Annotated in this window: 21 protein-coding genes and 1 riboswitch; of the genes, 1 reads left to right on the top strand and 20 read right to left on the bottom strand. The window is 49.9% G+C overall.

All coding sequences use genetic code 11. From position 1 onward, the window contains the following. Nucleotide 1 precedes the first annotated feature (1 nt). The 19 genes from pcrA to purE form a co-directional block, all read right to left on the bottom strand. Nucleotides 2–2,218: a DNA helicase PcrA gene (gene pcrA, locus OKS35_RS12600; protein ID WP_214691441.1), complete on the bottom strand. Its 2,217-nt coding sequence runs from the start codon at nucleotides 2,216–2,218 to the stop codon at nucleotides 2–4. Between the two features lie 38 nt (nucleotides 2,219–2,256). After that, the gene (locus OKS35_RS12595) at nucleotides 2,257–2,937 is read right to left on the bottom strand and encodes a heptaprenylglyceryl phosphate synthase (protein WP_264093183.1); all 681 of its coding nucleotides are present in this window, start codon (nucleotides 2,935–2,937) and stop codon (nucleotides 2,257–2,259) included. An 89-nt stretch (nucleotides 2,938–3,026) separates the two neighbouring features. Next, on the bottom strand, nucleotides 3,027–3,260 hold the full coding sequence (locus OKS35_RS12590; protein ID WP_074037828.1) for a hypothetical protein: 234 nt from the start codon (nucleotides 3,258–3,260) through the stop codon (nucleotides 3,027–3,029). A gap of 12 nt (nucleotides 3,261–3,272) precedes the next feature. Continuing rightward, on the bottom strand, nucleotides 3,273–4,655 hold the full coding sequence (locus OKS35_RS12585; RefSeq protein WP_159563489.1) for a TrkH family potassium uptake protein: 1,383 nt from the start codon (nucleotides 4,653–4,655) through the stop codon (nucleotides 3,273–3,275). 35 nt (nucleotides 4,656–4,690) lie between these two features. Beyond that, complete coding sequence (locus tag OKS35_RS12580; RefSeq protein WP_015880718.1) at nucleotides 4,691–4,996, bottom strand: YerC/YecD family TrpR-related protein; 306 nt, start codon at nucleotides 4,994–4,996, stop codon at nucleotides 4,691–4,693. A gap of 67 nt (nucleotides 4,997–5,063) precedes the next feature. Next, a complete protein-coding gene (locus OKS35_RS12575; RefSeq protein ID WP_264093182.1) occupies nucleotides 5,064–6,806 on the bottom strand; it encodes an adenine deaminase C-terminal domain-containing protein in 1,743 nt (580 codons plus the stop codon). 182 nt (nucleotides 6,807–6,988) lie between these two features. Next, a complete protein-coding gene (locus OKS35_RS12570) occupies nucleotides 6,989–9,277 on the bottom strand; it encodes an EAL domain-containing protein (protein WP_264093181.1) in 2,289 nt (762 codons plus the stop codon). Between the two features lie 93 nt (nucleotides 9,278–9,370). Continuing rightward, on the bottom strand, nucleotides 9,371–10,624 hold the full coding sequence (purD, locus tag OKS35_RS12565) for a phosphoribosylamine--glycine ligase (RefSeq protein ID WP_159563486.1): 1,254 nt from the start codon (nucleotides 10,622–10,624) through the stop codon (nucleotides 9,371–9,373). 14 nt (nucleotides 10,625–10,638) lie between these two features. Continuing rightward, nucleotides 10,639–12,159: a bifunctional phosphoribosylaminoimidazolecarboxamide formyltransferase/IMP cyclohydrolase gene (gene purH / locus OKS35_RS12560; RefSeq protein ID WP_264093178.1), complete on the bottom strand. Its 1,521-nt coding sequence runs from the start codon at nucleotides 12,157–12,159 to the stop codon at nucleotides 10,639–10,641. Continuing rightward, nucleotides 12,156–12,734 (bottom strand): phosphoribosylglycinamide formyltransferase, encoded by a 579-nt coding sequence (gene purN / locus OKS35_RS12555; RefSeq protein WP_214691434.1) that lies wholly within the window; start codon nucleotides 12,732–12,734, stop codon nucleotides 12,156–12,158. Before purN ends, purH begins: the two co-directional genes overlap by 4 nt. Next, nucleotides 12,731–13,765, bottom strand: coding sequence for a phosphoribosylformylglycinamidine cyclo-ligase (gene purM, locus OKS35_RS12550; RefSeq protein WP_264093177.1), 1,035 nt, complete (start codon nucleotides 13,763–13,765; stop codon nucleotides 12,731–12,733). Before purM ends, purN begins: the two co-directional genes overlap by 4 nt. 12 nt (nucleotides 13,766–13,777) lie before the next feature. Continuing rightward, a complete protein-coding gene (gene purF / locus OKS35_RS12545) occupies nucleotides 13,778–15,187 on the bottom strand; it encodes an amidophosphoribosyltransferase (protein WP_196431637.1) in 1,410 nt (469 codons plus the stop codon). Then, nucleotides 15,163–17,382 carry a phosphoribosylformylglycinamidine synthase subunit PurL gene (gene purL / locus OKS35_RS12540; protein WP_214784641.1) on the bottom strand — a complete coding sequence of 740 codons (2,220 nt, stop codon included), beginning with the start codon at nucleotides 17,380–17,382 and terminating at the stop codon, nucleotides 15,163–15,165. Before purL ends, purF begins: the two co-directional genes overlap by 25 nt. Then, the gene (gene purQ / locus OKS35_RS12535; RefSeq protein ID WP_031420919.1) at nucleotides 17,366–18,046 is read right to left on the bottom strand and encodes a phosphoribosylformylglycinamidine synthase subunit PurQ; all 681 of its coding nucleotides are present in this window, start codon (nucleotides 18,044–18,046) and stop codon (nucleotides 17,366–17,368) included. Before purQ ends, purL begins: the two co-directional genes overlap by 17 nt. After that, nucleotides 18,043–18,285: a phosphoribosylformylglycinamidine synthase subunit PurS gene (gene purS / locus OKS35_RS12530; RefSeq protein WP_031420917.1), complete on the bottom strand. Its 243-nt coding sequence runs from the start codon at nucleotides 18,283–18,285 to the stop codon at nucleotides 18,043–18,045. Before purS ends, purQ begins: the two co-directional genes overlap by 4 nt. Then, complete coding sequence (gene purC / locus OKS35_RS12525) at nucleotides 18,282–18,986, bottom strand: phosphoribosylaminoimidazolesuccinocarboxamide synthase (RefSeq protein WP_078146253.1); 705 nt, start codon at nucleotides 18,984–18,986, stop codon at nucleotides 18,282–18,284. The genes purS and purC overlap by 4 nt, the downstream gene beginning before the upstream one ends. A gap of 49 nt (nucleotides 18,987–19,035) precedes the next feature. Further along, nucleotides 19,036–20,328, bottom strand: a complete 1,293-nt coding sequence (gene purB, locus OKS35_RS12520) for an adenylosuccinate lyase (RefSeq protein WP_015880706.1) — start codon at nucleotides 20,326–20,328, stop codon at nucleotides 19,036–19,038. Continuing rightward, nucleotides 20,325–21,419 carry a 5-(carboxyamino)imidazole ribonucleotide synthase gene (gene purK, locus OKS35_RS12515; RefSeq protein ID WP_214818624.1) on the bottom strand — a complete coding sequence of 365 codons (1,095 nt, stop codon included), beginning with the start codon at nucleotides 21,417–21,419 and terminating at the stop codon, nucleotides 20,325–20,327. The genes purB and purK overlap by 4 nt, the downstream gene beginning before the upstream one ends. After that, nucleotides 21,419–21,907, bottom strand: coding sequence for a 5-(carboxyamino)imidazole ribonucleotide mutase (gene purE, locus OKS35_RS12510; protein ID WP_264093176.1), 489 nt, complete (start codon nucleotides 21,905–21,907; stop codon nucleotides 21,419–21,421). Before purE ends, purK begins: the two co-directional genes overlap by 1 nt. 68 nt (nucleotides 21,908–21,975) lie before the next feature. After that, nucleotides 21,976–22,077, bottom strand: a riboswitch (purine riboswitch). Between the two features lie 146 nt (nucleotides 22,078–22,223). On the opposite strand from purE, the gene OKS35_RS12505 reads away from it, so the two are divergent. Then, on the top strand, nucleotides 22,224–22,694 hold the full coding sequence (locus OKS35_RS12505) for an NUDIX hydrolase (RefSeq protein ID WP_214689051.1): 471 nt from the start codon (nucleotides 22,224–22,226) through the stop codon (nucleotides 22,692–22,694). A 42-nt stretch (nucleotides 22,695–22,736) separates the two neighbouring features. On the opposite strand, the gene OKS35_RS12500 is transcribed toward OKS35_RS12505, so the two are convergent. Beyond that, on the bottom strand, nucleotides 22,737–22,928 hold the full coding sequence (locus OKS35_RS12500) for an NETI motif-containing protein (protein WP_015880702.1): 192 nt from the start codon (nucleotides 22,926–22,928) through the stop codon (nucleotides 22,737–22,739). Nucleotides 22,929–23,012: the final 84 nt, after the last annotated feature.

Raw genomic sequence — 23,012 nt, 5'->3', positions numbered from 1 at the left:
CTCACGCTTTTTCGATAGGGGCAAACTTAGCCAACAGGCGCTTGATCCCGACTTCTGGGAATGCGATGTCGACTTCGAGTTGGTCGCCTTCACCACGTGTCTGCACGACCGTCCCTTGTCCCCATTTCTTATGATTTGCTTTGTCGCCGACGTTCCACCCGACTGTTTCGGCACCGGACGATTGGGCGAGTTTCGGCTTCGGTTTCGAACTAAAGCCATTCACCGGTAACTTCCCTGGTGACTCGACCGGGTTCCATGGCATTGGTTTTCTCGCCTTACCGGACCGCTCCAACAACGTTTCCGGCAACTCATGCAAGAATCTCGACTCCGGGTTGTTTTGGAAGCGACCATATAGCATCCGTGACTGGGCACGCGTCAAATAGAGACGCTTCTCGGCACGGGTGATTCCGACATACGCGAGACGACGTTCTTCTTCCATCTCTTCCTCGTCGTTCAAGGCACGGCTGTGCGGGAAAAGTCCTTCTTCCATTCCAATCAAGAAGACGACCGGGAATTCAAGTCCCTTCGCCGAGTGCAACGTCATCAACGTGACTTGATGCGACTCATCGACTTCATCGAGTGAATCGAGGTCTGAGACGAGCGTCAAATCGGTAAGGAAGGCGACGAGCGTCTGTTCATCGCTCTCTTTCTCAAAGTTTTGGGCGACCGACAGAAACTCTTGCAAGTTCTCGAGTCGGCTTTCCGCTTCAAGAGTCTTCTCGATTTTGAGCATCTCTTCATATCCTGTCTTTTTCAATACCTCTTCGACGAGTTCTGAAATGGAGAGGTAGTCCGCCATCTGCCGTAAATCCAGCATCATTTGGCGGAATTCCGCGAGTTTCGTCGCAGTGCGTGGGGCGATGCCTGACAATTCGATGTCACGAATCGCATCCATAAGTGAGACGCCTTGCATATCTGCAAAGTCACCTAGTTTATCAATCGTCGCGGCACCGATTCCGCGTTTCGGCTCATTGACGACGCGAACGAACGAGATGTCCTCATCCGGGTTGGCAATCAATCGCAAGTATGCGAGGACGTCCTTGATCTCTTTTCGCTCATAGAACTTCGTCCCGCCGACCATTTTGTATGGGATGTTCGACTTGAGGAGCATCTCCTCGAGTCCACGTGATTGAGCGTTCGTCCGATAAAGGACCGCCATCTGTCCGTAGTCCATCCCTTCCATCTTCAGCTCTTTCATCTGGTTCATGATGAAGAACGCTTCGTCGCGATCGTCCGATGCGACATGGAGCAACAGTTTCTCTCCTTCGTCATTTTCAGTCCACAAGTTCTTATCTTTACGGGAAGCGTTGTTTTGGATGACACCGTTCGCCGCCTCCAAAATCCGTTTCGTCGAACGATAGTTTTGTTCGAGCAAGATGACATGTGCGCTCGGATAATCTTTCTCGAACGTCAAGATGTTGGCGATGTCGGCACCGCGCCAACGATAAATGGACTGATCCGAGTCCCCCACGACACACAAATTCTCGTGTGCCTGCGCGAGAAGTTTGACGAGTGTATATTGGGCACGGTTCGTATCCTGATACTCATCGACATGGATGTACTTAAATTTTTTCTGATAGAACGCCAACACATCCGGCGCTTCTTGGAATAAGTGAATCGTCTTCATAATCAAATCGTCAAAGTCGAGAACATTATTTTGTTTCAACTTTTTCTCATACGCTGTGTAGACGTCCGAGATGATTCGCTCGTACGGATTGTTCCCAACGAGGGCAGCCGCATCTTTCGCCGTACGCAGCTCATTTTTATGATTTGAAATCATCCCGAGAAGGGTACGCGGTTCGTACTTCTTCGGGTCGAGGTTCAATTCTTTCAACACCTGTTTGATCGCTGTCAATTGATCTGAGGCATCTAAAATAGAAAAGCTCCGGTCATAGCGGATGCGATCGATATCACGTCGTAAAATCCGGACACACATGGAGTGGAATGTAGAAATCCAAATGTCCTCGGCGACACCACCCACAAGACGCGCAATCCGATCTTTCATTTCTCGTGCTGCCTTATTCGTGAACGTGATCGCTAAAATGTTCCACGGTGCCACTTGCTTCGCCGCCATCAAATAGGCGACACGATGGGTCAAGACACGAGTCTTCCCAGACCCTGCACCCGCCATAATCAACAGCGGGCCATCCGTATGCTTCACCGCTTCTGCTTGTTCCGGGTTCATCCCTTTGACTAATTCTTCGCTAAGATTATACATAATTGTTTCCTTCCTCGTTCCAAACGTTTGTTCTTATTTTATCGGAGTGCTCGTACAGTCGCAAGTGCTCCAGCTAAGTCTTCATAAATGATATTGCCGACAACAATCGTGTCGACATGTGCACCCATTAATCGTGCCGTCTCTTCTCCCTCGATGCCACCACCGTAAAAGAGATGTGCATCAGGTAACGCCAAACGAATCTCTTTGACGACATCAGGATTCCCGAGTCGTCCACTATATTCGATATAGAGCGAGGGAAGACGGAACAAGTGATGTCCAACTTCCGCGTATGCCACGGACTCTTCGATCGTCAAATCGCATCGTGCTTCCGTCATGTCAGCGACTTTCGCGTCCGGGTTCAAGACGAGATACCCTTGAGCCGTTACAAGACGTGCATCAAAGAAATGGCCGTATCGTTCAAACGCACGAGCATGATGTCCAATGATCCATTCCGGAGTTCCTGCATTCAGCACGGTGGGCACGAAGTAATGATTGAATCCGTGGATGACTTGACTAGGATGACTAATCTCAAGTGCGATTGGAATCCCGGCATCTCGGACTCTCGCATATAGCGCAAATGTATTCTCTGCATCAACCCCATCCGTCCCTCCAATCAAAAAGGCGTCGGTCCCAGAATGGATGAGGGCCTCGAGCGCCTCATCTGTGAGTTCCTTATTCGGATCTAGTTTAAACACATGTCGCCACGTCTGAAATTCCAACTCATTCCCTCCTATCGAATCCTTCTCTAGTGTATCGATTTTTTTCCTCCCGTGCATCTCCCCAACAAAAAAAGACTTGCCGAAGCAAGTCACGAACGTGCCGTACGATTCCGTTCCCGATCCGTCAACCATTTCGCAACAAGCAAGGCGAATAGACCGTAAACGGGGACGAACCAGAGCGGATTCGCTAAAAAGAATCCGAGCACTGGTATGTCAAGGAGCGGCGAGTCCGGTGAACAGAGTGCCGTTCCATTGACGATGGCGATAAACGGAAGAACCGGAACAATAAAGACGTATCCGAAGTTGATCCAAAATGCTTTCATATGACAATCTCCTTATCCTAAGATGATTGATTCTTTCGGATAGTTATACATCCGCTTTGGTTGTCTCCGTTGCAGGATGAGAATGAAGGCGATGACGCCGATCCGACCGATGAACATGAGAATCGTCAACACCCATTTTCCAACGTTACTAAATTCGGAGGACAATCCGACGGATAGGCCCGTCGTCCCGAACGCAGAACACGCCTCGAATAAGATTCGTGTCAACGAAGCATCCTCAAAATAAGCCATGACCATGACACCTGATAGTAAAACGGCAAGCGAGACCGTAATGATAACGAACGCTTTCCAAATATCTTCAAGGACGATTTCACGACCGAAAATTTTGATGGACGAGTCCCCGCGAATGAAGGCGATGACAGCGAGAACGGCTACAGCAAACGTCGTCGTCCGAATCCCCCCACCGACAGACGATGGAGACGCCCCGATGAACATAAGGATGGACAGAAGCAACATGCTCGCTTCAGAGAACAAATTGACATCTACCGTCGATAGACCACCATTTCGTGTCGTCACGGATTGGAACAACGAATCCGAAAGTGCCAACCAGAGCGGCAAGTCTTTAAAGGCATTGTTGTATTCAAAGATGAACAAGCCGACCGTACCGACGGCAATCAAAATAAAGAAGGTCGAAACCGTCAATTTCGTGAACAAAGAGAATCGACTTGGGAACGTATGACGTTTTCGAGTGATTCGGCTCACCAAGTACGTTCGAATTTCTACAAGCACTGGGAATCCGATGGCACCACCGGTCATGAGCGCGATTTGTGTAAAGATGACGAACGGGTCCTCACGGAATGGTGCGAGCGAACTTCCCGTAATGTCAAACCCGGCATTCGTCGTCGCACTGACCGACCCGAACAATCCTTGCAAGAAGGCTTCTCCGGCGGTATCAAAATAATTTAAGTAATGGACCCCGAGCAAGACGGCACCGACCGCTTCGATGGCGATTACGGTAATCACGATTTCCGTGATGTATTTGACGATACCAGACATCGACGTCTGGTTTTGGTCACGTAAAATCAGTTGCCGCTCCCTGAACCCAATTCGTTTCCCAAGTAAGATCCACATGATGACGTGCAAACTGATCAATCCGACACCGCTCACTTGGACGATGAACAGGATGATAAATAAGCCGAACGTGGAGAAAGTATCAGTGACTACAATCGGTGATAGTCCCGTGACACTGACACAGCTCACCGCAAAGAAGACAAGATCGGTAAATGTGATCGTCACTCCGGGCTTGTGGGCGATTGGTAAGGCGAGAAGCAAAACTGATAAAATCGCTGCCGCACTATAAATTAATACGAGTGTTTGAACCGGTGTTAAATTTCGAAAGAACAATTGTAAGTTCTGTTTCATGAATTTCTGTTGCATCTCGCCCCTCCCCTCCATCAAAAACAAGATGACTCTTACGAGTCACCTTTTGTTTGTTGTAGACGTTCAAGAGCGAGATCGTATCCGCCTGTCCCATAGTTCAAGCATCGCTTCACACGTGAAATCGTGGCCGTTGAGGCGCCTGTCGCATCCTCAATTTTATGATACGTGTTTCCTTCACGAATTTGCCGCGCCACTTCAAGTCGTTGCGCAAGTGCCTGAATTTCATTAACAGTCGCTAAATCTTCAAATAATTGATAACAGTCTTCGAGTGTCTCGAGCTTCAAAATCGCTTCAAACAATTGATCAAGCTCTCGACCTCGTAATTTATCGAGTTGCATCCGCAAGCATCCTCTCTACTCATACTTCTTTATCATTCTAAAGCAGGGGAGCCTTGGACTCAACTATTCATCGCAAAATCGCAGGAAATAGTACTTGTTTCTTCATGACTTCATAAATGCCGAGAGGTGTCGCCCGAACATACGGCAAATGGGTAGACGCTAAAAATAGTAATGTATAGATCGGGTCTTCGAACTGATAGCCCCTCGCCATGAGCTCGTCTCGCAGCTGTTTCTCTTGACCGATGAGCACTTCAAGTGGCTCCGTCGACGTCATCCCACAGAGTGGCAACGGAATCTCCGCAACGATTTCGCCCTTGTCTACGAGGACAATCCCGCCTCCAAGTTCGTTCATTCGTTTGAACGCCTGTAACATATCTTGTTTACATTTTCCTAGAATCAAGTAGTCCCCACTGATCGAGTACGAACTGACAAGTCCACCAAAATCTCGAGCGAATCCTTTCAGGACTGTGTTCAATCGCCATTTCCCTTCTTTATCAAGCAACATGAGAAACGATTCGTCTCCATCACGCGGTAATTCATCTTGACCCGTGTCATGCGTAATTTTAAACAGCTTCATGATGACCGAGTTGATCATGTCGAGTCCGACCGGCATGCTGAAGGACAAGTCTTGTGGCGTAAGCTCGATTGAAACGTCTGTCGACGGCATCATCTCGAGGACTGCTTCCACTAATTCGTTCGGGAAAAGCGATACCCCATCACGATAAATCCATTGCCCTTTCGCGATCACGGCCGTCGGACGCGGTTCCTCGATGGCATCTAGAATGTTCAAATGCGCGATGCGGCCTGGCGCAATTGCACCTAAAATATGATCGAGGTCAAAATGACGAGCCACGTTATGAGAGACAATCCGGTAGGCTTCGATGGCCGGTAATCCCGCTTCAATCAAAATGCGGACGAGAGCATCCTGCATGCCGTCCTCATAAAAGCCCGGTGTCGAACCGTCCGTCGTCACCATGAGATGGTCGAACGCCGTCAATCCATTCGCCAATAGGTCACGAATCATCTCCGGCAGGTCCGGACGAATCGAGGAATGTCGAAGCGTCGTCGTATACCCTAGTTCCAATCGATTGAACGCCTCTTCCGCCGTCATCGCCTCATGGTCGCTGTGTACTCCCATCAACGCCATTTTAGTCAATGTCTTCGGCGACGCCCCCGGAAAATGTCCCTCGACCGGCAAACCGCACGTCTCGGCGTCAAGCATCCACTGAAGCATCTCATCATCGCCCTTCAAGGCGCGTGGCCATGCCGTCAATTCACCTGCCATGACGACGTCCGGATGGTTAAACCACTCATGAACGCGTTCCGAGTCGACAGCCACGCTCTCTCGGTCCAGCTCCGTTTGCGTATCCAATCGTGCCCACCAATACGTACTCGTCGGTAATTGCTGAATCGCATCGAGCTGCGCAAACGCTTGCTCTTTCTCTTGTAAAAAAAGCAGCATGTTGTCATTGACGAGCGTCGTCGTTCCACGCTCTCCTGCATATTTTGACAACGTCGCCGGATTGTATAATTGAAACGGATGAGCGTGAGGCTCGATATACCCAGGTACAATATACTTTCCTGTCACATCGACCGTTTCGACCGCTGATTCTGGTAAGTCTGGACCGACATACACGATCCGATCTCCCTCAATCCAAATATTTGCGGTTCTCCATTGTTTTACATAAACGTTCAAATACGTTGCGTTTTGTAAGACGAGCGAAGGTGGTCGCAATCGATCCACGACTTCAAGTTGTGAACGAATCATCACTTTAGACCACGGTGCCCGCGCCGTTCTTTTTGTTGGCATCGAACCCAATCCTCCCTTTTCCCTTGCAAAGCTATTAAAAAATAGTTTTGAAAGCGTTTTCTTTCCCTGTTTCAAGTTTACCTTTTCTCTGAATGGGTCGCAAGTTATGTTCCCTATTGTAACAAATTTCACATATATTTTTCACAAAAAAAGACGACTCTCCCTGTGAAGAGTCGCCTACATCAAATTTGAGTCATGACCGTTTTTCGTAAGTACAGGTGCAATTGATCGACCGGAATCGGTTTACTGTAATGATAACCTTGAATGAGCGAACCACTATATTCTAATACGAACGCAAGCTGTTCCGGTCGCTCGACCCCTTCCGTGACGATCTCGAGTCCAAGCGTTTGGAAAGTTTGATACAGCCCTTCTAACAGCGCGCGGTCAAACTTATTCTCCGGAATCCCTTTCACGAAGTTCTGATCGATTTTAACGATGTCGAGACGCAGGGATTGCAGGTATGAAAGTGACGATGTCCCGACACCGAAGTCATCGAGTGATATTTTGACCCCGATGGCCTTTAACGCTTGAATGAACTGTTGAAGTTCATACACATTCCCACCGACTTCACTCTCTGTGATTTCCACATGCAACCGGTGTGGGGGAAATCCTGTCTTAGCGAGCGTCTCCTCCAACGCTTCTAAAAACGAGCCGTCTAAAATCTGACGTTTCGAGACGTTAATGGATAAAAATAAATCAAACCGCTCTGCGTACTCTTGAATCTCGGTGATGGCGCGCACAAGCACCCAGCGTCCCACATCTGAGATGAGCCCGAGTTGCTCCGCAACCGGAATGAACACGCCGGGAGAAACGAACCCTTTCTGTGGATGGTGCCAGCGAATCAACGCCTCGACTCCTCTTACTTGAAACGGCTGCGGAGAGACGATTGGTTGGTAATAGAGTTCGAACTCATCATGACGCAACGCATGACGTAAATCACGTTCCATCTCGAGCGCTTGCAAGTAGTGACTCCCATCTTCAATCTCATGATAGGAAAGAATCTGATTTTTCCCGGATGCTTTGGCTTCGTGTAAGACGACATCGAGTCGCGCCATCATCACCTCATAGGAATGATGCGTGGGTCCAGTCAATTCGTCGATGCCGATACTCAAGGTCAAATGGTTCATCCCTTGTTTCAAACCCCATTCGCGCAAATCTTTCACTAATTGATTCGCGATAATCATGAGCTCCTCGGTCGTCCATTCCGGATGAATCAAGATGAACTCGTCCGCTCCGATTCTTGCAACGAAGCCATCCTCTCTATAAAACATCAAACGAGAGGCAAAGAACGTCAGCATCGCATCTCCCGTACGCTGACCAAATTGATCGTTGATCCGTCGGAAGTTGTCGAGATCGATTCCCATCACTCCAATCGACCGGGTCGTTTCCGGTAAGCTCACGAACATCTCTTCGACCGCCAATCGGTTCGGAAGACGGGTCAAAGAATCTCGGAAGGCACGCGTCAACGATTCTTTTTGTGTCTGTTCGAGTGCATCGAGCACCTCGTTCATGCTGATCGCCATCTCTTCAATCTCGTCTTGTTGATTTGGATGCAACTGAATCCGTAACCGACTATTCCGTTCTTTCGTGATCCATTTGAGTTCGTTGACGATGCCCATCAATCGTTTCGTGACAATTTGATTCACCGACCAAAACAGTGTCAACAATAGACCAAGACCGAGCACAAGCAGCCCTAGCATCCCCGTTTCTAACATGGTCTGTGTATTGGTATAGTACGTTCGCTTCACCGAGAAGTTGAGTTCCCAGTTCGCATCTTGATAGACGGATTGAAGCGGTAACGAGACACGTGCAAATTGATTGTCTTCATCGACCGTCAACTGCCGGTGTGAAAGAGGACTGATCGATAATTTCGTTTTTGCTTGGGCACTCATCGCGGCCATGAAGTCTGGACCGATTTTTTGAATGATCACGAGCGTCCCACCCGGCTTTCCTGTCCCATCACTTCTCACAATCGGATGACTCATGAAGACGACCGGACCGAAATCGGTGCCATACACCGCACTTTGTTTGATTCCTGACGAGTTGACGTAACGGATCAAGTCGTTCGTGAATGTCTCTTTGTCCTCTTCACGATCTAATTCATAAAATTGAGTAAACTCCGAGTAGACGACCTCTCGATCACGGTCGAGGAAAATCATTGCGCCGACCCCCAAGTTTTCGAGTGTCTCTTCCCCCATGTTATTTTCAATGAATGTTTCATTCTGATTTTGAACAAAATCATAGGCGTTCGTCCAGACTGACCAATCTACAAGAATTCGTTCGAGCATGAGTCGGTGATTGGCGAACACTTCTGACACACTTTCGATTTGATCACGGGTCATCGCCCTGTCCTGCTCAATACTTTTCTCTACAAAATACGGTTTGATGACGAATAAAATAACACCGATGAAGAATACAATGTTCACGGCTATCGCAATAAATAATTTTGTTTGAACACGCAGGCCGACCACCCTCCTTCTTCCAGCTACTTTATTATTATTGTAGAACAGGATATCGGCATTTCCTTTTTTTCGCATGAAAAAAAGGATGGGTTGACCCATCCTTCAAATAATCTGCGTGAACGCCCGTGACCCGATATCCGTTCGGTGGAACGTCTCAGGTAAATCGAGTTGTGAAATCGCCGCATACACAGCCGTTTTCGCCTCAAGCAGTGTCGGCTTCGTCGCCGTCACAACAAGTAGACGACCTCCGCTCCCTACGACTTGATCGCCCTTCTTTGTCGTGCCGGCATGGAAGACCAGCACATCTTTCGGAAGCGACTCAAATCCTGATAACACCTGGCCCGTGATCGGTCGGTCCGGATACCCTTCGGCCGCAATGACGACCCCCATCGTATATCCATCGACCCATTCAATCAGATACGGTTCTTGACGAACGACCGCTTCAATCATGTCAAGGAGCGGCGTTTTCAAGTTCGGTAGAATGACCTCCGTTTCCGGGTCACCGAAGCGTGCATTGAATTCGATGACTTTTGGTCCATTCGCCGTCAAGATGAGACCGGCGTACAAGAATCCTTCAAATGGAGTACCTCGTTTGACCATCGTCTGCGCGAGTGGTTCTAATACGGTCTTCACCGATTCCTCATACACGTCCTTTGAAAGATGTGGCATCGGGCTATAAGCGCCCATACCACCCGTGTTCGGTCCCCTGTCGCCGTCATAGGCACGTTTATGATCTTGCGAGGTGATCATCGGAATGACACGCTCTCCCGAGACGAACGCCATGAGCGAAAACTCTTCCCCATCGAGGAACTCTTCGATGACGACTTGTGACTGTTGCCCAAATTTATCCGTCGTGAAAATATCACGTACGGCAGCTTCCGCCTCTTCGACCGTAAATGCAACCGTGACGCCTTTACCGGCAGCCAATCCGTCCGCCTTGACGACGAGTGGTGCCCCTAGCTTCTCGATATAGGCAAGCGCCGATTCCGCTTCTGTGAACGCCTCGTATGCCGCTGTCGGAATCCCGGCTTCCATCATGACTTCCTTTGCGAACGCCTTGCTTCCTTCGAGTAAGGCAGCCGCTTTCGTCGGTCCAAAGATGTTCAGTCCTTTGGCACGGAACGTATCCACGACTCCTGCCATGAGTGACGACTCCGGTCCGACAATCGTCCATTCGATCTCGTTCTCTTCTGCGAAATGGGCGAGCGCCTCCACGTCTGTTTCATGGATCGACACACACGTCATCCCTTCCATGAAGTCGTTGCCCGGTGCAACGAAGACGTGATGCCCGTCTTGTTTCAACTTCCACGCGAGCGCATGCTCGCGTCCTCCTCGACCGATGACCAATACGTTCATGACGCAAACCCCTCTCAGTGTTTGAAATGTCTGACTGATGTGAATACCATCGTGATACCATGGCGATTTGCCGCTTCAATCGATTCGGCATCGCGAATCGACCCACCCGGTTGGATGATGGCCGTGATTCCCGCTGCCGCTGCCGCTTCGACCGTATCTGCCATCGGGAAGAAGGCATCACTTCCGAGAGCCGCGCCTGTCGCGCGTTCTCCAGCTTGTTCGAAAGCGATTTTTGCTGCACCGACGCGGTTCATCTGTCCGGCACCGATTCCAATCGTCGTTTCGTCTTTTGCGACGACGATAGCGTTCGATTTGACATGCTTGACGACACGCCATGCAAGTTTCAAGTCTTCCCATTCTGATGCTGTCGGACGACGATCCGTCACGATTTGGCATGAGGCATCATCGAGTGTCATGTCATCCCCGTCTTGTACGAGCAATCCTCCCGCGACAGCCGTGAGGCGCATGCCTGTCATCTGTCCCATATCTAACGTCAACAAACGAAGATTCTTTTTCTCTTTCAATCGGTCAAGTGCTGCCTCACTAAAGGATGGAGCAATGATGATCTCTAAAAAGATGTTGCGAAGGGCATCCGCCGTTTCGAGATCGACTTCACGGTTTAAGGCGACGATTCCACCAAAGATGGAGACCGGGTCGGCAGCATGGGCTCGTTCGAACGCTTGAGAAATCGTCCGTCCGACTGCGACGCCGCATGGGTTCATGTGCTTGACGACGACTGCCGCCGGCTCAGTCAATTCACTGAGTGCTTCAAGTGCTGCATTCGTATCTTGAATATTGTTATACGAGAGCTCTTTCCCGTGAAGCTGTGTCGCATTCGCAAGTGTCATCCCGTCATATAACGGTGTCTTATAAAACGCCGCTTGTTGGTGTGGGTTCTCTCCATAACGAAGGTCTTGAACCTTTTCATACGTGACCGTCAACTGTTCTGGGAACGTTTCGCCGATTTGACGACCTAAGTAGTCGGCAATTAACGCATCATAGGCAGCCGTATGTCGGAACGCTTTCGTCGCGAGACGTTGACGTGTTTCAAACGATGTACCGCCTCCACGTACTTCATCGGCGACGAGTGTGTAATCACTCGGGTCCACGACGACGGTGACACTCGCATGGTTTTTCGCAGCTGAACGCAACATGCTCGGTCCACCGATATCAATGTTTTCAATCGCTTCTTCGTATGTCGTATTTTCTTTTGCAATCGTCTCTTTGAACGGATACAGATTGACGACCACATAATCGATTGGTTCGATGTGATGATCTTTCATTTGTGCGACATGCGTATCAAGGTCGCGACGTCCGAGCAATCCTCCGTGAACGAGTGGGTGCAACGTTTTGACACGGCCGTCTAACATTTCAGGGAACGATGTCACTTCTGAAATGTTTTTGACTGGTAATCCTGCCTGTTGAAGCGCCGCCTCGGTCCCACCTGTTGAGATGAGCTCGATGCCCGCCTCATGCAAGACGATTGCGAGTTCGACAATTCCCGTTTTATCAGAAACACTTAATAATGCTCTCACTTGAAAACCTCCTGTTGATTCAACACTTGTTGTAATACGCGCGGATACAGTTGGTGCTCGATCGTCTGAATACGACGTGTCGCCTCGGTGCGGTCACACCCTTCAATCTCGACGGACGCCTGTGCGATGATCGGACCCGTGTCCATCCCCGCATCCACATAATGAACGGTTACACCACTCGTCGGTACGTTGGCGTCAAGCGCCTGTCCGATCGCGTCTTTACCTGGAAAAGCGGGTAAAAGCGATGGATGAATGTTTAGAATACGGTTCGGATATGCGGATAGTAACACATTTCCGATCAAGCGCATATACCCCGCCAACACGATATAGTCTACACGAAGCGTACGGAGAAGGACGAGAATTTCTTCCTCGAACTCTTCTTTTGACGCGTACGCCTTCGGTGTAAACGAAAAATTCGGAATCCCGTGACGCTCCGCTCGATCGAGAACAGCAGCTTCTGGTTTGTCCGTCACGAGCAACACACATTCAGCAGACAAATGACCATCGGTGATTGCTTGCCAAATCGCTTCGGCGTTACTTCCCGATCCTGACGCAAAGATAGCAAATCGTTTCATTGGTCCACTCCTGAGATCCGGATGCCTGGACGACTCTCGACTTTCCCGATTCGGTGCGCGGTCTCCCCGACACGTTCAAGCGCCGCTTCGACGAGTTCCACGTCTTCAGGACGTACCGTGATCATATAACCGATCCCCATATTGAAGACGTTGAACATTTCTTGCTTCGAGATGTTCCCGACTTGTTCGAGCCAGTCGAATACAGGAAGACTCGGCCAACTCGAGGCATCGAACGTGATGCCGAGACCTTCTGGCAACATGCGAGGGACATTCTCATAGAAGCCACCACCTGTGATGTGTGCCATCCCTTGAACCTTCCCTGTCGAAATCGCCGCTTTCGCCGCTTCGGCATAAATCCGTGTCGGCAACAGCAAGGCGTTCCCGAGTGTCGTATCGAGCATCGCAATCTCATCCGTATAATGAAGACCTTGTGATTCAATAATATGACGTACAAGCGAGAATCCATTCGAGTGGACGCCTGAAGATGCAAGTCCGAGCACAACGTCTCCATCCTGAATCGTCGAACCGTCGAGCAAGTTTTCTTTCTCCACGACACCGACCGCAAATCCAGCAATATCATATTCGCCATCCGGATACATCCCCGGCATTTCAGCGGTTTCGCCACCGACGAGGGCGCAGCCGGCTTGGACACATCCTTCCGCAACACCGGCGACGATTCGCTCAAGTTTAGCCGGTTCTGCTTTTCCGGTCGCAATATAGTCGAGGAAATAGAGCGGTTCTGCCCCATGCACGAGACAATCGTTGACGCACATGGCGACGCAGTCGATTCCAATCGTGTCATGCTGGTCGAGCGCGAACGCCAATTTCAGTTTCGTCCCGACCCCGTCGGTCCCGCTCACGAGAATCGGGTGTTTCATGTTCATCGAACCGAGATCAATCATCGCTCCGAAACTACCGAGTCCTGTCATCACTTCCGGACGCATTGTCCGAGCAACATGACGTTTCATACGGGATACGGCCTCGTATCCTGCTTCTAAATTCACACCCGCTTGTTCATAACGAACGCTCATTGCATTTCCCCCTTAAGCCTTTGTCTCTGTCACGAGTTCTGCAAGTTCAGTCGGATAAAGTCCCGTGAAGCATGCAGCACACTGCCCGCGTAGTGCTCCTTCAAATGGACGATCGATGGCTTCGACCGTTCCATCCAATGTGAGGAACGCTAGTGAATCGGCACCAATCTCTTCTCTGATTTCTTCAACGGATTTGGTTGCCGCAATTAACTCTTCCTTGGTCGATGTATCGATTCCGTAGTAACATGGATGTTTAATCGGTGGTGACGTGATGCGCACATGCACTTCCGTCGCGCCTGCCTCTCGGAGTAACGTGACGATTCGGCGACTCGTCGTTCCACGGACGATGGAATCATCGACCATGATGACGCGTTTCCCGTTTACGACACCGCGTAACGCTGACAACTTCATCTTCACGCCGCGCTCCCGTAATTCCTGGGACGGTTGAATGAACGTACGTCCGACGTAACGGTTTTTAATGAGTCCCATTTCGTATGGGATTCCGCTCGCCTCAGCGTAACCGATTGCCGCGGAAATACTTGAATCCGGCACACCTGTCACGACATCTGCTTCGACCGGTGCTTCTTCAAACATCTTTTTCCCCATGGCTTTACGTGCCGTATGCACGTTGATACCATCGATGATAGAGTCCGGTCGTGAGAAGTAGATGTATTCCATTGAACACATGGCACGGACTGCCGCTTCACTGAATCGCTCCGACGTGATCCCTTCATTCGTGACCATGAGCAATTCTCCTGGTTCAACATCTCGTACGTACGTCGCCCCCACGACGTCAAACGCACACGTTTCCGAAGCGAACACGTAAGCCCCGTCTTCGGTTTGTCCAAGTGACAATGGACGTAACCCATGCACGTCGACACCGACGTACAGTGCATCTTCCGTCAAGAATAGGAAAGCGAATGCCCCTACGAGACGAGCCAAGCTGTCAGCGATTCGTTCTTTCAACGAATTGCCGCGACTTCGCTTGATGAGGTGAGCCACGACTTCCGTGTCGGACGTCGTCTGGAAGATCGCGCCTTCCGCTTCGAGCATATGTTTCAATTCGTTCGCATTCACGAGGTTTCCGTTATGCGCCATCGCCAAATCCCCAGTCAACGACTTGAAATGGAGCGGTTGAACGTTCTCTAACGTATTGCCGCCTGCCGTTGAGTAGCGGACATGCCCAATCGCATGATTCCCCGTGAGTGTGTCGAGTGACGTCTCATCGAACACCTCGGTAACGAGACCGAGTCCTCGTTTCGCATGGAGACGTTCTCCGTCTGCCGTGACGATCCCCGTTCCTTCTTGGCCACGGTGTTGCAAGCTGTGCAGTCCGTAATAGGCTAGGTGTGACGCTTCGATGTGACCGAACACACCGAAGACGCCGCACTCCTCGTTCATGCCTCGGATGTCATATAACATGGAATAGCTCCTTCCCATACACGTTCCAACTCTTTCACGTCCATTTCAATCAAGCGGTCGCTTGCGCGAACGACAAGGGTCGGGGCTTCTGTCACTGTCCCGATTGCTGTCCCGTTCGTCATGCGCGCGAATGACTCGGCATGTGCCTTGTCTACTGTAACGAGGAAACGTGACTGGGATTCACTAAATAGTGCCGTCACAAGGTCTGTGTCGATCGTCACGTCCATGCCGAACCCTGTTCCAAAGACCAGTTCCGGTAACGCTGCCGCAAGACCACCTTCTGACACGTCGTGTGCCGCCGTGACCAGACCTTCACGGATGGCGTGAAGCAATACCTTCTGTGTCTGACGTTCTTCTTCAAGGTCGAGTGTCGGTGCATGACCGCTCACTTTTCCGTCTTGCAACATTTGAAGGGCACTTCCGCCAAATTCTGCTTTTGTCTCACCGAGTAAGAAGACGACGTCCCCCGCTTGTTTCGCAAACGATGTCGTAATATGTTCTGGTTTTTCGATGAGTCCGACCATTCCAACGACCGGTGTCGGGTAGATGGATTGTCCGTTCGATTCGTTATACAGCGATACGTTCCCACCGATGACCGGCGTATCAAGCGTACGACACGCTTCTGCCATTCCTTCGACGGCTTGATCGAGCTGCCAGAACCCTTCCGGTTTATCCGGGCTCCCGAAATTGAGGCAGTCCGTCAAAGCGAGTGGTTCTGCACCACTTGCGACGATGTTTCGCGCCGCCTCCGCGACAGCGATGGCTCCACCGACACGTGGATCGAGATAGACATATTTTGCGTTGCAGTCCGTCGTCATCGCGAGCGACTTCTCCGTCTCACGAATGCGAATGACTGCGGCATCACTACCCGGTGCGACGACTGTCGACGTTTGTACCATATGGTCATATTGCTCATACACCCAACGTTTCGAGGCGATGCTCGGCATCGCAAGGACGTCTTTCCATGTCGCCATCACATCTTCGACGACTGGTGTGACCGGCTCCATCGCTTGGAATGCTTCGTAATATGCCGGGACTTTAGACGGTTTATGATAGACAGGAGCGTCTTCGGCGAGTGCATCGACCGGGACTTCCGCCGCGACTTCACCTTGATGAACGAGACGAAGTACTTTTTCTTCAATGACTTCTCCGACTTTGACTGCATGAAGTCCCCACTTCGTGACGATTGCTTCGATTTCGTCTTCATGTCCAGCTTTGACGACGAGAAGCATCCGCTCTTGCGATTCCGATAGCATCATCTCGTAAGGTGTCATGCCTGTCTCACGTTGTGGGACGAGGTCTAGATTCATCTCGATTCCCATCCCTGCTTTCGATGCCATCTCTGCTGACGATGACGTCAATCCGGCTGCGCCCATGTCTTGAATCCCGACGAGCGCCGGGTGCTTGATGACTTCGAGACACGCTTCGATCAAGAGCTTCTCCATGAACGGGTCTCCGACTTGGACGGCTGGACGTTTCTCGTCCGCGTCTTCCCCGAGTTCTTCAGAAGCGAACGTGGCACCATGGATTCCGTCACGTCCTGTCGTTGCTCCGACGTACATGACCGAGTTCCCGACACCTTCCGCGATTCCTTTTTGAATGTCTTCATGACGGATGAAGCCGACGCACATTGCGTTGACGAGTGGGTTTCCTGAGTAAGCCGGGTCAAAGGCGACTTCCCCACCGACAGTCGGGATGCCGACACAGTTCCCGTATCCAGCGATGCCGGATACGACATGACCGAATAAATGTTTCACACGTGATTCGTTCAAATCTCCGAAACGGAGTGAGTTCAATAAAGCAATCGGACGGGCGCCCATCGAGAAGATGTCACGGATGATTCCGCCAACCCCAGTCGCCGCTCCTTGATAAGGCTCGATCGCGGATGGATGGTTATGACTCTCGATTTTAAAGGCGACGGCTTGGCCGTCTCCGATGTCGACGATTCCAGCCCCTTCTCCCGGTCCTTGTAAGACGTGCTTGCCGGTTGTCGGAAACTTCCGGAGCACCGGTTTCGAGTTTTTGTACGAACAGTGTTCAGACCACATGACCGAGAAGAGACCGATCTCTGTATAATTCGGTTCCCGGCCAAGCAGTGAGACGACGAGCGCGTATTCGTCGTCCGATAATCCCATCATGGCATAGATCCGTTCATCACGGATTTGTGTAGCTGTCGGTTCAGTTGTAAGTAACATGTCGTGCCCCCCATTTTACGATTGACGTGAATAACCGTTTACCGTCTTCCCCACCGAGCAACGCTTCGACCGCACGCTCCGGGTGTGGCATCATGCCGAGTACGTTCCCTGCCTCGTTCGTGATGCCGGCGATGTTTTCGACCGATCCGTTCGGGTTCTCTTTATAGGTGAACGCAATCTGGCCATTTGCCTTCAATGTCTCGAGTGTCGTCTCGTCACAGTAGTAGTTGCCCTCACCGTGTGCGATCGGCACGCGAATCGTTTCCTGTGCCGCGTACTCACTTGTGAACATCGTCTCGTTGTTTTCGACGACAAGGTCGACGGTCTTACACATGAATTTCAAATCGCGGTTTCGCATCAATACACCTGGGAGGAGTCCCGCTTCGACGAGCACTTGGAATCCGTTACATACGCCAAGAACCGGGCGTCCTTCTTCCGCGAAACGCTTCACTTCAGCCATGATTGGTGAAAACTGGGCGATTGACCCGCAGCGCAAGTAGTCTCCGTATGAGAAACCGCCTGGTAAGAGGACTCCATCAAATCCTTCAAGTGAGGTTTCCGTATGGAACACGTATTCCGCTTCTTCCCCGAGCACATCTTTTACCGCATGGTACATGTCGAGGTCACAGTTTGATCCTGGAAAGACGATGACCGCAAACTTCATGCGAGTACCCCCATCTCGATTTCAAAATTCTCAATGACCGTATTGACGAGTAACTTCTCACACATCTCTTTGACCATGGCTTCTGTCGTGTCGTCCGCTACTTGAAGCTCGATGACTTTCCCGATCCGCACCGATTCAACTCCAGCGAATCCGAGATGTTCGAGCCCGCCTTTTACGGCAACTCCTTGTGGGTCGAGTACACTTTCACGTAATGTCACATACACATTTACTTTTTTCATTGTCCGTTTCCCCCTATGCGTGTTAACAATTGTCCATACGTCTCAGTCAAAGAACCTAAATCGCGACGGAATACATCTTTATCAAGTTTCTGTTTCGTTTCTTTGTCCCAGAGACGGCACGTATCCGGTGAGATTTCATCCGCCAAAATGATCGTCCCATCCACTTTTCCGAACTCTAGTTTGAAATCGATCACGTCGATGCCGTGTTGACTAAAGAAATCGAGCAAGACATCGTTTACCCAAAGCCCGAGTTGTCGCAATGTTTCGACTTCTTTGTGTGTGGCAACTTGCAATAATCGGATATGATCTTCTGTGAGGAGTGGGTCCCCAAGAGCGTCGTCCTTATAATAAAACTCGACAATCGGTGCGAGGAGCGGTGTTCCCTCTTCCCAACCGAGACGTTTCGCTAGACTACCGGCCGCGACGTTGCGGACGACCACCTCTAACGGGATGATGTCGACACGGCGGACCAACTGTTCTCGCTCTGAGATTCGTTTGATAAAGTGCGTCGGAATCTTGTTGTCATGCATCAATTCGAACAACTGGGTCGTGATGGCGTTGTTTAAAATCCCCTTCCCATCAATCGACTCTTTCTTTTCTCCATTGAATGCTGTCGCATCGTCTTTGTAGTACACACGAAGCACACCCGCTTCTTCTGTCTCAAATAATGCCTTCGCCTTACCTTCATAAATTGCTTTCATCTGAACCGTTCCCCCTTAAAAGTGAGAGGGGCATGTCGCCCCTCAACGATTACAAACCACAGCGTTCAAAAATCGTATCGACACGACGTACGTGATAACGCGGGTCGAACAACTCATCGAGCTCTTCACTCGTAAAGAGTGCGCCCATCTCTTTGTCCTCTTCAATCAATGTACGGAACATCGTCTCTTCTTCCCATGCCTGCATCGCCTTCGGTTGAACCGCGTCGTATGCTGCTTCACGTGACCAGCCCTTCTCGATGAGACCGAGTAAGATCCGTTGCGAGAAGATGATCCCGAACGTACGGTCCATATTGCGGCGCATGTTGTCCGGGAAGACCGTCAAGTTCTTCACGATGTTACCGAAACGGTTCAACATGTAGTTGAGGAGAATCGTCGCATCCGGAATGATGATTCGTTCTGCTGATGAGTGCGAGATGTCACGTTCATGCCAGAGTGGGACATTCTCGTATGCTGTCATCATATGACCGCGAATGACGCGTGCAAGACCCGTCATATTTTCAGAACCGATTGGGTTACGTTTATGCGGCATCGCCGACGACCCTTTTTGTCCTTTCGCAAAGAACTCTTCCACTTCGCGTGTCTCTGTTTTTTGAAGTCCACGAATCTCCGTTGCCATCTTTTCAATCGATGTGGCAATCAATGCGAGTGTTGACATGTACTCGGCATGACGGTCACGTTGGAGAGTCTGTGTCGAAATCGGTGCAGCTTGGATACCGAGCTTGTCACAGACGTATGACTCGATGAACGGGTCGATATTCGCAAACGTCCCGACCGCTCCGCTCATCTTCCCGAATTCAATCGTTTCGCGAGCTGCCATGAAGCGTTTTTTGTTCCGTTTCATCTCTTCATACCAGAGGGCGAGCTTCAGACCGAACGTGGTCGGTTCTGCGTGCACGCCGTGGGTACGTCCCATCATGATGTCATACTTATGTGCTTTCGCTTTTTCTGCGAGAATACCGATGAAGCGATCTAAATCGGCCTCTAAAAGATCATTCGCCTGTTTGATTAAGTAAGAGAGTGCCGTATCGACGACATCCGTCGACGTCAATCCGTAATGTACCCACTTTTTCTCCTCTCCGAGTGTCTCGGAAACGGCACGAGTGAACGCGATCACATCATGACGTGTCTCTTGTTCAATCTCTAGAATGCGATCAACATCGAACGATGCCTTGTCCCAAAGGACTTGTACATCTTCTTTCGGGATGATGCCGAGTTCACTCCAAGCCTCACAGGCATAAAGTTCAACTTTTAACCAAGCCTCGAATTTGTTTTGATCAGTCCAAATGTTTGCCATCTCTGGGCGGGTGTAGCGTGAAATCATAAGACGGTCTCCTTCCAAATTGCCAGTTGTTCGATGGTATGAAGCGCTTCTTCGACCGTGTCACCAAGGACGTTCAAATGTCCCATTTTGCGACCTGTCTTCGCTTCATCTTTTCCATACAGATGTAGTTTAACATTCGATGGCAATGCTTTGACATGAAGTCGTGGCATATGCTCGCCGAGAAGGTTGACCATGACGACAGGCGATGTCAATCTCGTCCGTCCGAGGCGCATCCCGGTCACGGCTCGAATGTGTTGTTCAAATTGTGAGGTTTCACAAGCGTCAATCGTGTAATGCCCGGAATTGTGGGGACGTGGTGCAAGCTCATTCACATATAGACGGCCATCCGCCATGACGAACAGCTCGACAGCGAGCGTTCCCATTAAGCCGATATGGTCTGCGAGCTGGAGAGCGAGGTGTCTTGCATCCTCTTGAATCTCATTTGATACGCGAGCCGGTACAATCGATAAATGTAGGATGTTGTTGTGATGAATGTTTTCACTGATTGGGAATGTCGACGTTTCGTCATACCCTCTCGTCACAATGACTGAAATTTCTTTTTCAAATGGCAACCAAGCTTCGGCGACGTATTCCTGTTCGACAAAATATTCAGCGAAGGTCTGAAGATCATGTTCCGACCGAATGACCGTCTGCCCTTTCCCGTCATAGCCGAAACGACACGTTTTGATGACAAACGGCAAACCGAGCTTCTCATATGCCTGCCGTACATCTCGAACCGTACGTACCGAAACATATGGAGCGACACGTAGTCCCGCTGATTCAATCATCTGTTTCTCTAAGATGCGATGTTGCGTCGCCTTCAACACGTCCATACCTTGTGGGCATTTTTCTTCGATGGCTGCAATCATTTCCGTATCGATGTTCTCAAATTCATACGTCACAACGTCTGAACGAGCAGCGAGTTCTTTTGCGGCATCGACATCATCAAATGAGGCAACAATTGAATCTGCCACTTGAGCAGTCGGTGCATTGGGGTTCGGGTCAAGACAAAGTGTCGTGTATCCCATTGCACTCGCACTGAGTGACATCATCCGTCCAAGTTGTCCTCCACCTAAAATTCCGATTCTCATCAGACCAACTCCTCCGTTCCTCGCATCGCCATCTCTTGTTTCTTCTCACGAAATGCATCAAGTCGATTTGTAATGTCTGTGGAGTGGATGCTGAGGATTTGAGCAGCCAATAACCCTGCATTCGTTGCTCCCGCTTTTCCGATGGCAACAGTTGCTACTGGAACTCCTGCAGGCATCTGAACAATGGAGAGGAGCGAATCCATTCCATTGAGTGCTTTCGACTGAACCGGGACACCGATGACAGGAAGTGTCGTTTTCGCAGCGACCATTCCAGGAAGGTGGGCTGCCCCACCAGCACCCGCAACGATCACTTGGATGCCTCTGCTTCGTGCCTCTTCAGCATATTCGAACATAAGGTCTGGTGTACGGTGAGCTGATACGACTTGTTTTTCATATGGAATCTGTAATTCATCCAACACGTCACACGTATGTTTCATCGTCTCCCAATCAGATGAACTTCCCATGATTACTCCAACTGCTACGTTCATTCCCAATGTCCCCCTTACAAAAAGAAATCCCTAAACCGACAATCAGTTTAGGGTATAGGCATGACAAATACACGTCCGCTACACCCCATAGTCTGATCAGAATCGGTGATCAGGTAGAAACTTGCAAGCCATTTCCTTGCGATTATATGGAGCACTATTTATTTTTCTTATCTCACACGCCTATCGTACCTTGTTCTTTGAAAACATGTCAATAAACTGCGAACATTTTAATTGTCTGAATATTTATCGTTCGCTTTTTGGGTGTTATCAGCACAATCTTCTCCGATAATGTATGCTATTGAAAAGGGGGAGTTCGATGAGTTACATATCGAGTCTTAGAGAAGTGATTGGCAACCGTCCGATCATCAGTGTGGGAGCGACCATTTTGGTCATCAATCAAAAGAAAGAGGTACTGATGCAATTCCGATCGGATACACTTGACTGGGGGTTACCAGGAGGATCGATGGAGCTCGGGGAAACGTTGGAAGAAGTCGCTGCAAGAGAATTAAAAGAAGAAACTGGACTTCTCGCTGAGCAATTTGAATTAATCCAAGTCTTTTCCGGTTCAGATGGTTACTTCAAATATCCAAACGGAGACGAGACATACGGTGTCATTCATTTATACCAGGCGAAAGGAGTACATGGAGCGCTCGTCATGGAAGATGGTGAAAGTTTGGCTCTTGAATACTTTAGTAAAGAGAATCTTCCTAAAAAGATAGAAAAACGAGCTCAAACTTTATTGGATGCGCTTGGAGATCGATGCTTTGAACGCGAACATTCATTTTGAGACATAAAAAAGCCGTCACGCAGATTATGTGACGGCTTGGCATTAGGATTCTTTAGAGACGCATTCAAATAAAATCGATTGATGGGAATGGACAGGTTCATCTTTGGCTCCCGTTTGCTCAAAGACGGGCTTTTCAATACGGCGTATAGGACGATAACCCATTTCATTGATTCGATCTAAACATTCACTGACCGTTTCATTTGGTTCGACATATACTTTGATCTTCTTAGCCATTGCTTCTTACGTCCTCTCTTCCACTAAGCTGAATCGATGATATGAAAAAACGGCGGCCCTTGAGCGAATGCTCCAGAACCACCG

This window comes from Exiguobacterium sp. N5 (assembly GCF_025842465.1).
In the GTDB taxonomy this organism is placed as follows: Bacteria; Bacillota; Bacilli; order Exiguobacteriales; family Exiguobacteriaceae; genus Exiguobacterium; species Exiguobacterium profundum.
This window is presented reverse-complemented; position numbering and strand designations above follow the sequence as displayed.